Origin of the sequence: Sinosporangium album, assembly GCF_900100605.1 — a bacterium.
In the GTDB taxonomy this organism is placed as follows: domain Bacteria; phylum Actinomycetota; class Actinomycetes; order Streptosporangiales; family Streptosporangiaceae; genus Sinosporangium; species Sinosporangium album.
Genome location: NZ_FNCN01000008.1, coordinates 122256 through 136371 on the forward strand (window position 1 = coordinate 122256; position 14116 = coordinate 136371).

Annotated in this window: 7 protein-coding genes; 3 read left to right on the forward strand and 4 right to left on the reverse strand. The window is 71.6% G+C overall.

Features of this window, described 5'->3' with window-relative positions; all coding sequences use genetic code 11:
* The first annotated feature begins 346 nt into the window (after positions 1-346).
* Together BLQ73_RS10505 and BLQ73_RS10510 are read left to right on the forward strand one after the other, a co-directional pair.
* Entirely contained in the window at positions 347-4657 is a 4311-nt protein-coding gene (locus tag BLQ73_RS10505) for a protein kinase domain-containing protein (RefSeq protein ID WP_093170207.1), read from the forward strand.
* 31 nt (positions 4658-4688) lie between these two features.
* Complete coding sequence (locus tag BLQ73_RS10510; RefSeq protein WP_093170208.1) at positions 4689-6260, forward strand: serine/threonine-protein kinase; 1572 nt, start codon at positions 4689-4691, stop codon at positions 6258-6260.
* Between the two features lie 172 nt (positions 6261-6432).
* Here BLQ73_RS10510 and BLQ73_RS10515 read toward each other — a convergent pair whose 3' ends face one another.
* Genes BLQ73_RS10515 through BLQ73_RS10525 form a run of 3 tightly spaced genes read right to left on the reverse strand, consistent with a single transcriptional unit; the run spans position 6433 to position 8517 of the window.
* The gene (locus BLQ73_RS10515; RefSeq protein ID WP_093170209.1) at positions 6433-7362 is read right to left on the reverse strand and encodes an RluA family pseudouridine synthase; all 930 of its coding nucleotides are present in this window, start codon (positions 7360-7362) and stop codon (positions 6433-6435) included.
* Entirely contained in the window at positions 7355-8146 is a 792-nt protein-coding gene (gene lspA, locus BLQ73_RS10520) for a signal peptidase II (protein WP_245690973.1), read from the reverse strand. Before lspA ends, BLQ73_RS10515 begins: the two co-directional genes overlap by 8 nt.
* Positions 8110-8517 (reverse strand): TraR/DksA family transcriptional regulator, encoded by a 408-nt coding sequence (locus tag BLQ73_RS10525; RefSeq protein WP_093170210.1) that lies wholly within the window; start codon positions 8515-8517, stop codon positions 8110-8112. The genes lspA and BLQ73_RS10525 overlap by 37 nt, the downstream gene beginning before the upstream one ends.
* Positions 8518-9034: 517 nt before the next feature.
* Here BLQ73_RS10525 and ileS point away from each other — a divergent pair.
* Positions 9035-12196 carry an isoleucine--tRNA ligase gene (gene ileS, locus BLQ73_RS10530; RefSeq protein WP_093170330.1) on the forward strand — a complete coding sequence of 1054 codons (3162 nt, stop codon included), beginning with the start codon at positions 9035-9037 and terminating at the stop codon, positions 12194-12196.
* Positions 12197-12476: 280 nt separating this feature from the next.
* On the opposite strand, the gene BLQ73_RS10535 is transcribed toward ileS, so the two are convergent.
* Positions 12477-13958 (reverse strand): hypothetical protein, encoded by a 1482-nt coding sequence (locus BLQ73_RS10535; protein WP_093170211.1) that lies wholly within the window; start codon positions 13956-13958, stop codon positions 12477-12479.
* Between the last annotated feature and the right edge of the window lie 158 nt (positions 13959-14116).

Consider the following 14116-nt stretch of genomic DNA (forward strand, 5'->3'; position numbering starts at 1 on the left):
CGGCGACCGGGTCCGAAGCCGACCAGGGACGACACGTCGATGAGACGGTCTGTGTCGGTAAAGCCTGGAAAACACGAAAGGCAGAGACTTTGGTCTCTGCCTTGGCGCCGGCTCCGCAGGGGTCGCTAGATCACATGTATGCGACCGGCTCTCGCGGAGCCGGCTGAATAAACGCGAAATAGCGGGTCATGGCGTCGACCATAGGGCATGCTCCTCCGACGTGCCACTTAATGGATAAATTCGTCCCACATGACGAGACGGCAAATACGGGTGAAATCTCCGTACGGTCGATGTAGATCCCCCGCTATGGGAGGATTTCTAGGGCTGGGAGGGGGTTTGAGCGGTGATGCAGTGGGACGGGGAACACCGGAACGATCGCCGCATCGCTGACCGCTACCACCTGCTCGAACCTATCGGGCAGGGCGGCATGGGCGTGGTCTGGCGGGCGCATGACGAACTGCTCGACCGGACCGTCGCGGTCAAGGAGGTCCGGTACGGCGGCGGTCTCGGCGACGAGAAACACGTGCTGAACCGGCGGATGATGCGTGAGGCCCGGGCCGCTGCGCGCCTGACTCACCCTAACGTCGTGGTCGTCTACGACGTGATCGAAGAGGACCACCGGCCGTGGATCGTCATGCAGCTGGTGCCCTCCCGCTCGCTCGGCCAGGTCATCAGGGCCGACGGCCCGCTCAAGCCGCGCCGCGTCGCCGACATCGGCCTCCAGGTGCTCGACGCCCTGCGCGGCGCGCACCGCGCGGGCGTGCTGCACCGCGACGTCAAGCCGGAGAACGTCCTGCTGGCCCATGACGGCCGCGTCGTGCTCACCGACTTCGGCATCGCGACGCTGGAGACCGAGACCGCGCTCACCATGACCGGCCTGGCCGGCACCCCGGCCTTCATCGCGCCCGAACGCCTGCGCGGCCTGCCCGCCCGGCGCGAGTCCGACCTCTGGTCGCTCGGCGCGACGCTGTACGCCGCCGTGGAGGGCAAATCCCCGCACGACCGGGGCATGGCCATGGCCACGATGCACTCGGTGCTGAACGACGCGCCCGCGCTGCCGCGGAACGCCGGGCCGCTGTTCCCGGTGCTCGACGGGCTGCTGCGCAAGGAGCCGGTCCAGCGGCTGACCTACGACGAGGCGGCCGACATGCTGCGCAAGGTCATGGAGGGGCACTCGCCCACCATGCCCTTCGGTGTCGTCGCCCCGCGTCCGCCCGCGGCCTCGCCCGCGGCGGAGCCCATCCCCGAGACCGGCCATCACGCCTCCCCTGCGCGCCCCGCGGGGCCGGGCGACGCCGGCAAGCGGCCGGGCAGGAACCCCTACCAGGGCCAGGGCGACGCACAGCAGGGCCGGGGCAACGCACAGCAGGGCCGGGGCGACGCGCCTCGCCTGAGGGGCCACGCCCCCGTCGCCGGCACCGTACGCCCGCGGCGGCCCGCGCCGCCCCCGGAGCCCCCGGCGGCCGACGACGTGGAGATCGCGACCCGCAAGTCCCGGCTTCCCGGCACCGCCGGACCGGGCCCGGCCGCCGCACGCTATGGCACGGACGCGGCCGAGGCCCCCGCCACGCGGCGACCCGCCCCCGGGGCGACCTCGGAATCGCGGGCGGCGGAGAAGAGCCTCCTGGAGCCCTCTGAGGCCGTCGGCGGCCGTCCCTCTTCCGCGCGCTCCCACGGGGGCCTGCCCGAGGTCGACGCCCCGCGCACGCCGTCCACCTCTGCGAGCGGCAAGACCGCCAAAGGCCGCAAGCCCGGCGCGGGCGGCGCCGCGGCGGCCGGCAAGGCCGCGAAGGCGGACGGCCCCGCCCCTGCCGGTGCGGCGGCGGCCTCCGGCGACCCGCTGGAGGACGACGCCCTCACCTCCCCCAGCCTCGTCATGCCCGCTATCCTGGACGACGCGCCGCCCCCGTCCGGCGGCGACGCCGCCCCCGGGATGACCGTCACCGCCTCCCCCGCCAAGGGCAAGACCGGCGCAGGCACGGCGTCCACCGGCAAGGCCGGCACGAGCGCGGCCAAGTCCGGCACGGGCAAGGCGGCCTCGGGTACGGCGGACGCCGCCAAGTCCGGCACCGGTAAGTCCGGCACGGGCGCAGCGGGCAAGGGCAAGCCGGGGACCGGCCAGGCCAAGACCGGATCCGGCTCGTCAGACGCGGACACATCGGACGCAGGCAAGCCCGGCAGATCGAGCTCGGGCAAGAGCGCCGACAAGTCCCGCATTGCCGGGCCGGGCACCGATGTAACGGATACAGATAAGTCCGGCACTTCGGGCCCCGACGCGAACGCCGGGAAGCCCGGAACAGCCGACCTGTACACAGACACCGCAGGCACGGACAAGTCCGCCACTTCGGATACAGGAAGCGGCACGCCCAGGTCCACCAGCTCGCGCGCCACCCCCACCGGCTCGGACAAATCCGATCTGCCGGACTCGGGTCCGGACGACCTGGACACAGACGCCACAGACACCGGCACCCCGACCCCGGGCAAGCCCGGATCCGCCACACCCAGCCCGGACAGCACCAGCAAGCCCGGCACATCACGCACAGGCAAGACCAGCACCGGCAAGACCGGCACATCCGGCCCCGACACGAACGCTGGAAAGCCCGGAACAGCCGACCTGGACACGGACACCACGGGCACGGACACGGCGGGCACGGACACGGCGGGCACGGACGGCGGCAGTCTGAGCACGGGTGCCCGCACGCTGGGCACCGGAAGCTCGCGCACGGCGCCCACGAGCTCAGACAAGTCCGGCACATCAGGCTCGGACGCGGACATCGACGGCCTGGACTCAGACGGGACCGACAGTGACGCGGCGACCCCGGGCAAGCCTGGATCCGCCGCGCCCGACCTGGACACCGCAAGCACCAGCAAGCCCGACTTGTCCGGCCTTGACACCGACACGTCAGACAAAGACGCCGCAGAAACGGATACGGCGAGCACAGGGACGGCAGGCACCGGCAGCATGAGCGCCAGCGCCCGCAAGCCCAAAGCCGACAGCCCGGACAACGCCTCGACGGGCACGGGCAAGCCCGGCGCATCAGGCTCGGACGCGGCCGATGCCGCCCAGCCCGCATCCGGCGACCCGGACCTGGACGCGGCGGACGCCGAGGCGGCCTCAGGCACCGCGGCGACCGGCAAGGCCCGCTCCCGCACGACCGGCAGCGGCAAGTCCAAGTCCGGTGCGACGGGGTCGTCTGCGACGGGATCCTCCAAGGCGGGAACCGGCAAGCCCGGCGCGGGATCGGCGGACGCCGTACTCGGCGCCGACAGCCCCGCCTCCCTCCACGAGAACGCGTCCGACTCGGCGAAGAACCACGACGGGGACGCCCAGCACGGGGACTCGGGCGACGCCGACCGGCCACGCACCGCCGCCGATAAACCCGGCAAACCCAGCGAGACCGGCAAGGTCTCCACGTCCTCGGCCCGGTCCGGTGGGGCCAAGCCCGCCGCGAGCACGTCGGAGGCCGAAGACGCGCCGCCGCCGGAATCCGAACCGGCCTCGCCGGCGAGGGCCTCCCTGGGGGCGGACGACGCCTCCTGGAGCGACTCGGGCGAAACACGTAAGCACCCGACGATGGGAAGCCCGGCGTCGGAGCCCGCATCCACGCCCGCATCGGGCTGGTCCTCCAGGTCTGCCCCCGGCTCCGCGTCCGGGGCCGACTCGGCGCCACGGGCGTCCACCTCGGCCTATGGCAAGGCCGAGCCCAAGGCCGCCTCTCCGAAGGCGGGTGTCCGGGACGAGGAGGCGGTCGCCGTACCCGGCCTGGTGGGCACGCCGACGGTAAGGGTGCGCGAAGAGCGGCCCGCTCTCGACGACCTGCCCCCGTCGTACTTCGGGGCGACCGCGAAACTGCCCACTCCCCCGCTGGAGCAGGCCCCCGCCGCCCCGCGGCAGCCGCTCGCCGACGCTCAGTCGACGGTGATGGGCCTGCGCCCCTCGATGCCGCCCCGCCGGTCGTCGCCCCTGCGCAAGGTCGTGCCCGCCGTGACCGTCGCCGTGGTCATCGTGGCGGGCGTGTCGCTGTACCTCGGCATGCGGAGCGGCGAGGCGGTGAACCCGGCACCCCCGGAGGTGACCACGTCGGCGTCGGCCGCGCCGAGTACGGCCGAGCCGGAGGGGGGGCGCAGGCCCGCGGCTACGCCCGCCGAGCCCGCCGAACCGACGGCGACGCCCGCCGAGAAACCCGCCGAGAAGGAGGAGAAGGACGCGCTTCCGGCGGGTTGGAAGATGTACAAGGACAAGAAGATGGGCTTCTCGGTCGGGCTTCCCCCCGGCTGGAAGGAGCTTTCACGCACCGGCAGCTGGGTGCGTTTCCGGGGGCCGGGCGCCAGCCCGAGCTCCTACCTGCACATCGAGGAGGCGAGCGAGCCCGGCGGCGACCCGCTGAAGGACTGGCGCAGGCAGGAGCCCACCCTCAAATACAACTTCGGCGGCTACAAGAAATTGTGGATCAAGAAGGTCGACTACCAGAAGGCCGCCGCCGACTGGGAGTTCACCTGGCGTGCCAACTCCGGCAAGTCGCGCGTACGCAACCGCGGTTTCGTCACCGACAACGGCCGCGCCTACGCGATCTACTGGCACACCCGGTCGAACAAGTGGAAGGAGCATCTCCGCTTCTTCAACGGCTTCGCCGACACCTTCAAGCCCGCCAAGTAGCAGCGTGACCGGCGGACGGGGGGGAAGCGCGGTGAGCGGGCAGCGCCGCGTGGCCGGCCGCTATCTGCTGATCGAGCAGATCGGCCAGGGCGGCATGGGCGTCGTCTGGCGGGCCCACGACGAGCTGCTCGACCGCGTGGTCGCGGTCAAGGAGGTGCGCTACGCCGGGGTCGACGACGAGAAGCGGGCATCCCTCAACCAGCGCACCATGCGCGAGGCGCGCGCGGCCGGACGGCTGGACCACCCGTCGGTCGTGGTGATCCACGACGTGATCGAGGAGGACGGCAGACCGTGGATCGTCATGCAGCTCGTCCGTTCGCGGTCGCTCGGCACGGTGGTCCGTACACAAGGACCGCTCGCGCCGCACTACGCGGCGTCGGTGGGGCTCCAGGTGCTGGGGGCGCTGCGGGCCGCCCACGCCGCCGGTGTGCTGCACCGCGACGTCAAGCCCGAGAACGTGCTGCTGGCCGATGACGGGCGGGTCGTGCTGACCGACTTCGGCATCGCGACCACCGAGGAGGACCCGGCTCTCACCAGCACCGGCGCTGTGATCGGCACCCCCGCCTTCCTGCCGCCCGAGCGGCTGAACGGCCTGCCGGCGACGGCCGAGTCCGACCTGTGGTCGCTCGGGGCGACCCTGTACGCCGCGGTCGAAGGGCGATCGCCGTTCGACCGGGGGGCCACGGCCCCGACCATGGCGGCGGTGCTGTACGACGAGCCGACCCCCATGGCCCGGGCCGGGCTGCTCGCGCCCGTCATCACCGGGCTACTCGCCAAGGACCCGGATACGCGCATGCGCGCCGAGGAGGCCGCCGAGCTGCTCCGCGGGACCTCCGAGCGGCATGTGCCCCCTCCGGCCGCACGCACCGCCGAGCGGCCGGTGCGGCCCGCCGCCCGGCGCGGCCGTACGGCACTGCTCGCGGCGGCGGTAGCCGTACCCCTGGCCTTGGCCTCGGCGGGTGCCGCGGTCTGGCTCGCGCTCCGGGGCGGCGAAACGGCCGAGCCGCCGCCGGGCTCGACGCACGTGGCGATCGCCACCGCGTCGCAGGCCCAGCGCACAAGCCCCTCCCCGCCGACGACGCCGCGCCCGGCCCCCTCCCCGTCGTCGTCCCGTACGGCACAAGCCCCCGCCACCGGGCGCGTCGCCGTGCCGCCGAGGTGGAAGCCGTACCGCCATCCGACCATGGGCTACTCCCTCGCCATCCCCCCGGGGTGGAGCGCGACCGACCACTCCACACGGTCGCGGACGGAGATCCGGAGTGCCCGCGGCACGAGCTACCTGTGGGTGGAGTGGACCACGCCCGAGGATCCGACGGGCGACCCGGTGCGCGCCATGGCCGAGCTCGAACGGAGGGTCCTGGCCGAGAAGTCCCTCCCGGGCTACCGGCGGATAGCGATCCGGCCGCTCACCTACCTGGGCCGGCCGGCCGCCGACTGGGAGTTCACCTTCACGACCACCTCCGAAGGCACCGTCCACGTGATCGACCGGGGCTTCCAGACGGAGAGCGGTCAGCACTACGTGATGTACTGGCGGACGCCCGAGACCGAATGGCACCGGAACCTGCACTACTTCAAGGCCTTCGCCCGCACTTTCCGCCCCTGAGGCCGACCGCCGCAGGACCGCCCCGACCGGCCCCGCGAGCCCGCCTCCGTCCGGCGGGCCCGGGGCTGCCCGATGGGCGACGCGGTCAGGATTCGCACCCGATGGGCGACGCGGTCAGGATTCGCACCCGATGGGCGACGCGGTCAGGATTCGCGCCCGATGGGCGACGCGGTCAGGATTCGCGCCCGGCGAGCTCCAGGGCCGTGGCGAGATCCTCGGGGTATTCGCTGGTGAAGGACACCCACGCGCCTGTGGTCGGGTGTTCGAAGGACAGGGTGACGGCGTGCAGCCACTGCCGGCCCACCTTGAGCCGGGCGGCCAGGGTGGGGTCCGCGCCGTACATGAGGTCGCCGACGCACGGGTGGCGCAGTGCGGACATGTGCACGCGGATCTGGTGGGTGCGGCCGGTCTCCAGGCCGATGTCCAGCAGGGAGGCGGCCCGGAACGCCTCGACCGTGTCGTAGTGCGTGATGGAGGGCTTGCCGCCCGCCACGACCGCGAACCGGCCGTCGCCGGACGGGTGCCGGTCGATCGGAGCGTCGACGGTGCCGCGCAGCGGGTCGAGGTGGCCTTGCACGAGCGCGTGGTAGCGCTTGTCGACGCGGCGCTCCTTGAAGGCCCGTTTGAGCAGGGAGTACGCCACTTCGCTCTTGGCGACGACCATCGTGCCGCTCGTGTTGGCGTCGAGGCGGTGGACGATGCCCTGGCGTTCGGCGGCGCCGCTGGTGGCGACGGTGTGGCCCGCGCCGAGCAGTCCGCCGATGACGGTGGGGCCGGTCCAGCCGACGGTCGGGTGGGCGGCGACGCCGATCGGCTTGTCGACGACGATGAGGTCGGAGTCCTCGTAGAGGATCTTCATGCCGGGCACGGGCTCGGCCACCGGCATCGGGGCGGTGGGCGGCGGCGGCAGGGTGACGTCGAGCCACGCGCCGGCGTGGACGCGGTCGGACTTGGCCGCGGCCTGGCCGTCCACGAGCACGTCGCCGACGGCGATCAGCTCGGCGGCCCGGGTGCGGGAGAAGCCGAACAGCCTGGACAGGGCGGCGTCGAGACGCTCACCGGCGAGGCCGTCGGGCACGGGGAGACTCCGCTGGTCAGCCATGAGCGCCGTCCTTCCCCGCGTCACCGGCATCGCCACCGGAGCCGGAAGCCGGGCCGGCCCCGGGAACCGGGCCTGAGCCCGGTGCCGATCCGGGCCCGTCCGCATCGGCCTCACCGGCCTCACCGGCCTCGGCGGCCTTCGCCGGGGCGACGTCCCCGGTGTCGCGGGTGCCGTCGATCTGGTAACCGCGCCACGCGAGGAACACGGCCAGGGTGCCGCCGCAGACGATGGACGAGTCCGCCACGTTGAAAATCGGGAAGTGGCCCGGGAACACCTCGACGAAGTCGACCACGTGCCCTTCGAAGACGCCGGGCGAGCGGAAGACGCGGTCGGTCAGGTTGCCGAGCGCCCCCCCGAGGAGGAGGCCGAGGGTCACGGCCCAGGGGAGGCTGCGGAGGTTCTTGGCGGTGCGCAGGATCGCGATCACGACGATGGTGGCGACAGCGGTCAGCAGCAACGTCAGCCCGGCGCCGATGCTGAACGCGGCTCCGGAGTTGCGAATGACCCGGAACTGCAGGAGCCCGCTGATGAGCTCCACCGGCGCGCGGCCCTCGACGGTCTCCACCACGACGATCTTGGAGGCGAGATCGGAGAGGTAGATGGCCACGGCGATGACCGCCAGCAGCCCCACCCGCTTGGGGAAGGGCGAGGTGCCCCGGGAGTCGCCGGGAGCGTGGGATCCGCCGCGCGGCGCGGAGTCCGCGCCGCCGGCCTCGCCGCTCCCGGCACCTTCACCGGAGCCGCCGTTCAGCGGCGCTCCTCCCGCTGCTTGCAGGCCACGCACAGCGTCGCCCTCGGGAACGCTCGCAGCCGTTCCTTGCCGATCGGCTTGTGGCACGATTCGCACACTCCATAGGTCCCTGCGTCGATCCGGGCGATCGCCCGCTCGTTCTGCGCGAGTAGGTCGCGCGAATTCAGGGTAAGGGCGATCTCACGTTCCCGCTCATACGTCTTCGCCCCGGCGTCGGCCTGATCATCCCCCGCGCCCTCGGACATGTCGCCGGAGGCGATCTCGGACTCCGCGCGGGCGATATCGCGCCTGAGGGCCTCGATCTCCTTGGCCAGGGTCCGGCGGACCTCGGCGAGCTCCTCCGGGGTCCAGGTTGCCGCGGGGGCTTCTTCTGTCCTCTTCGCGGTGCGCGTGGTCGCGGCCATGGCAGCCTCCTTGCTGTGCCGTTCCCGTTCGACGCGTTCAACGGGTGCCGAGAGCATAGGTCGCCCATAACAGAACGGCAAACGACCCGCCGTAACATTTACCACTCCCGTACGATGACCCCCCTCTTCAGGGACTCCTCATCGTTACCCATAATTTCCATGCCTTTGTCTACTTCTTCCACTTGCCTGCTTCCCACGGAGGACACGCGGTCGTGCGGGGTGCGTTATCGTGTGAAGCTGCAAGGCGTTGATGGGGACGAGTAGGTCCGAGATTTCCCGCTGAGCGACCCGGGGACGGTGCGAGCCCGGGGCGGGAGCCGGTCCGAAGATCACCCCGGAGCCGCCGGAAGAACGGCATCCAGTCACGGAAGGCCCAGTAGACCCGGCCGCACCCCAATCGAGAGGGCACCCGGAGCTCCCGGTGCCAAGGAGGGTGGTACCGCGGGGCCGCGCATCGGTCTCGTCCCTCCGCGCCACCAGTCTCACCGGCTCTCTCGGCGTGGAGGTCCCGCCCGCGATGTCACCCCAGTATTTCCAGCATCTCCCGGCCTCGGTCGACCTGCCCGCGCTGGAACGCGAGGTCCTCGACCGCTGGCGCGACGGCAAGATCTTCGAGCGCTCCCTGGAGCAGAACGCCGACCGCCCGTCGTGGGTGTTCTACGAGGGCCCGCCCACCGCCAACGGCATGCCCGGCGTCCACCACGTCGAGGCGCGGGTCTTCAAGGACCTCTTCCCCCGCTACAAGTCGATGCGCGGCTTCCACGTCCCGCGCAAGGCCGGCTGGGACTGCCACGGCCTGCCCGTCGAGGTCGCCGTGGAGAAGGAGCTCGGCCTCGCGGGCAAACCCGAGATCGAGGCGTACGGCATCGCCGAGTTCAACGACCGCTGTCGCGAGTCGGTGCTGCGGCACGTGGACGCCTTCGAGGAGATGACCGAGCGGATGGGCTACTGGGTGGACATGTCCCAGGCCTACCGCACGATGGACCCCTCCTATGTCGAGGCGGTCTGGTGGTCGCTCAAGGTCGTCTGGGACAAGGGCCTGCTCATGCGGGACTTCCGCATCACGCCCTACTGCCCCCGCTGCGGCACCGGCCTGTCCGACCACGAGCTCGGCCAGCCCGGCGGATACGAGACGATCACCAGCCCGTCGGTCTACGTGCGGATGCCCGTCACCTCGGGGCGCTTCGAGGGCGTCGACCTGCTCATCTGGACCACCACGCCGTGGACGCTCGTGTCCAACACGGCTGTCGCCGTACACCCCGAGGTGACCTACGTCGTCGCCGAGAAGGACGGCGAGAAGCCGGTGATCGTGGCCGAGCCCCTGGTCGCGGCGGCGCTCGGCGAGGAGTGGACCGTCCGCGAGCGGGTGCTCGGCACCGAGCTGGAGCGCACGCCGTACTCCCGGCCGTTCGAGCTGGTCGACATCCCGGACGCTCACTATGTCGTGCTGGCGGACTACGTCACCATCGAGGATGGCACGGGTCTCGTGCACCAGGCGCCCGCCTTCGGCGCGGACGACATGGTCGTCTGTAAGAAGTACGGCATGCAGATCGTCAATCCGATCGGCCCCGACGGGCGGTTCCTCCCCGAGGTCCCGTTCGTCGGCGGTGTCTTCTTCAAGGACGCCGACGAGCGCCTGACCGAGGACCTGCGCGAGCGCGGCCTGCTGTTCCGCGGCAGCCACTTCGAGCACAGCTACCCGCACTGCTGGCGCTGCCACACCTCGCTGCTCTACTACGCGCTCCCCTCGTGGTACATCCGCACCACCGCCATCAAGGACCGGCTCTTCGCCGAGAACGAGAAGACCAACTGGTTCCCGGAGAGCATCAAGCACGGCCGCTACGGCGAGTGGCTGCGCAACAACGTCGACTGGGCGCTGTCGCGCTCCCGCTACTGGGGCACGCCCCTCCCGCTGTGGGTGTGCGGCGAGGACGAGAGCCACGTGACCTGCGTCGGGTCGCTCAAGGAGCTGAGCGAGCTGGCCGGCCGCGACCTCACCGCGCTCGACCCTCACCGCCCCTACGTCGACGACGTCACCTTCGGCTGCCCCGACTGCGGCGCCGAGGCCCGGCGCGTGCCCGACGTCATCGACGTCTGGTACGACTCGGGGGCCATGCCGTTCGCCCAGTGGGGCGCGCCCCACATCAACGAGGACGAGTTCGAGAAGGCGTTCCCCGGCCAGTTCATCTGCGAGGCCATCGACCAGACCCGCGGCTGGTTCTACTCGATGATGACGGTCGGCACCCTGGTGTTCGACCGGTCGTCCTACGAGAACGTGCTCTGCCTCGGCCTGATCCTCGCCGAGGACGGGCGCAAGATGAGCAAGCACCTCGGCAACGTCCTGCAGCCCATCCCGCTGATGGACGACCACGGCGCCGACGCCCTGCGGTGGTTCATGGCGGTCTCCGGCTCCCCCTGGGCGCCGCGGCGCGTCGGCCACCACGTGCTGGAGGAGATCATCAGGAAGGTCCTGCTGACCTACTGGAACACCACCTCCTTCTTCACGCTCTACGCCAACGCGGAGTCCTGGTCTCCCGAACGGCTCGCGACCGCCCCCGCGTACGGCGACCGCCCCCTCATCGACCGGTGGGCCCTCGCCGAGCTCCACCGCACCGTCTCCGACGTCACCGCCTCCCTCGACGAGTTCGACAGCGCCCGCGCCGGGCGGCGGCTCACCGAGTTCCTCGACGATCTCTCCAACTGGTACGTCCGCCGGTCCCGCCGCCGCTTCTGGACGGGCGAGGAGTCGGCCTTCGCGACGCTGTACGAGTGCCTGACGACGGTGTCGCAGCTCATGGCCCCGATCGTGCCGTTCCTCACCGACTACCTGTGGAACGTCCTGCGCGCTCCCGACGCGCCGCCGTCGGTGCACCTCAGCACCTGGCCCGCGGTACGGCAGGAGCTCCTCGACCCCGCCCTCAGCGAGCAGATGGCCCTCGTACGCCGCCTCGTCGAGCTCGGGCGCTCCGCCCGGGCCGCCGGCGGCGTCAAGACCCGCCAGCCGCTCGGCCGGGCCCTCGTCGGGGCCCCGGGCTGGGCCGACCTCCCCGAGGCGCTGCGCGACCTCATCGCCGACGAGCTCAACGTCCAGACGCTCGAAAACCTCTCGGGCTTCTCCGCCGACCTCGTCACCTTCACCGTCAAGCCCAACTTCCGCGCTCTCGGCAAGCGGTTCGGCTCCCAGACCAAGGCCGCCGCCGCCGCCGTGTCCGCGGCCGAACCCGCCGCCCTCGCCCGCTCCCTGCGCGGTGGCGGCACGGTCACACTCACCGCCGACGGCCTCGGCGAGATCGAGGTCGGCCTCGACGACGTCATCGTCACCGAGCAGCCGAAGTCCGGCTGGGCCGTCGAGACCGGCGCCATCGACACGGGCACCGGCGAGACCGTCGCCCTCGACCTGGCCATCACCGACGAACTGCGCCGGGCCGGCCTCGCGCGCGAGGTGATCCGCCTCGTCCAGGAGTCCCGGAAGGCGACCGGCCTGTCCATCACCGACAGGATCGACCTGTTCTGGTCGACCTCGGACCCCGACCTCGCCGCGGCCCTGCGCGACCAGTCCGACGCCATCGCCGCCGAGGTCCTCGCCACCACCGTCGTGGAATCCCCCGGACTCGACCAGGTCACCCACCACGACGCCGACCTCGACCTCACCTTCCAACTCCGCCGCACCACGGCCTGACCCGACCGCCGACCGCCCCGGAAGACCACACGGCCTTCCGGGGCGGTTCTGATCACCTTTGGCGACTTTCGCCGGTATGGATTAGCCAGTGGGCTAGACGGCGGGCCTTAAATGAAATGCGGTGCACGAGCGAGCATCGAAACAGAAAAATACGCCACTTCATCAGCCTGCAGGCTCTCGCAATTTCCCGTCCTGGTTCTGGTCGGCCTGCCGTCAAGTGACACCACGCCATCGATCCCCATACCGGGGGCGCGTGCCGTACGGCTTGCGCGCGGCAGGCTCAGTGCTGGCAGATGGAGCAGGCCGTGAAACCGCCGCGGACCGCTTCCTGGCGGAGCATGGTGTCCAGGGCCGACTCCTCGGTGGCGCGGACGATCGGGCACGAGGAGTCGTGGTAGCGGTGGGTGCCGGAGATCACCGTGACGGCGGCCGGGAGGCCCTGAGCGGTCGCGGCGGCGTCGGGCTGATCCTGTCCCGGGTAAGCCGGGGACCCGGAGTCTGCGAGGCTCTCAGAACCCGCGGAGGGCCCGTTCTGCTGCTGCGGCCCGTCGCCCTTGCTGGCGAACCAGCCGCCCGTGGACCGAGAGGTGGCCGGCGGGATGATCGGAGGGGTGAATCCCGGCACCGCGGGCGGTTCGGCGCGGTGCGGCCGGGGGTCGTCCAGGGATGGAGATCCACCCCGGTCGCCGGAACCATAGGTGGTCGGGCTGGAGTCGGGCCAGTCGGACAGGGCGCCCGAACCCAGGGGGGCCGACGTGGAACCGGCCGCGCCCGCGGGGTGGGCCGCGCTCGGGGAGCCGGTCTCGGAGGGGGCGGCGGTGCCGGAATAACCGGAGTAACCGGGCAGGTCAGCCGATCCGATCGCGGTGGCGGTGTAACCGGGCAGGTCGCCGGAGCCACCGGATGAACCCGGAGGCCGTGTCCGATCACCGGAACCTGCGGAGGGGGCGTGGAAGGCCGGTGAATCATCGGAACCGGCGAACGCGGACGGCCCGGAAGACGTCAGCGGACCCTCGGCGGACAGGCCGGACGCCCCAGAGGAACCAGGAGACGCAGAAGACGCAGAGGGACCGGGAGACCTGTGAAGGTCTCCGGAATCCGCAGGGAAGTGTGCGGCCTCGGAGGGGCCTGCGGATGAGGCCGTGCCGGTGGTGGGGGGCGTGGACTCCGGAGAGGGGGTGTCCGGATCGGCGACGGAAGGGAGCTGTCGACCGCCGAGCGCGGCGTCGGGAAGGCACGTGGTGCAGGGCGAGAAACCCTCGTCCCTGGCCTCCTCGTAGGTCAACTGCTCAAGCTGCTTGCCGATGAGCTGGCGGCAGCCGGCCGCGTGATAGCGCTTGCGCCCCGGCACGACCAGGACTATGGCGTCCGGAGAGATCCCTGACGGCGCGGGCCCGGCGAGCGGCCCGGCCGAGGGATGGGGGCGGGAGTGGGTCGCGGTGATCGTCGCTGCTTGACGGTGGGTGGAGGGGCCCATCGAGGGGGTTGCGACCGACGTCGTCGTCGGCGCACCCATGAACCCGCCTGGATGAGCGTGAGCCGGCGGTGCCCCCGGCAAGTGCGGTGCCGGGGCCTCGGCGTCGGCTCTCCCGCCGCCGGGAAACAGCTTGTGGCGCCAGAGCAGTGCCGCGATAACGAGGAAGACCGCGGAGAGCACACTGAGCACGATCGACCACATGACGAGGAAGACCTTGCCCAGGACGATGCCCGCGATCAGCAACACGATTGCCGCGAGCACCAGACCGGCACTGACGAGGATCACAGGGAAACTCCCGGTTGACGGGCCGAACGAGGAGTCGACCCGAAGGTGAGCTCTCTCATCTCACCGGTGTCCTCGGACGTGGAGCCGCGCCCGCGAGAGCGGCGGCACGCACCCGCTCGGGGTGTGCGACCGGGGATCGCCGTGGATGAGCGAGGCTC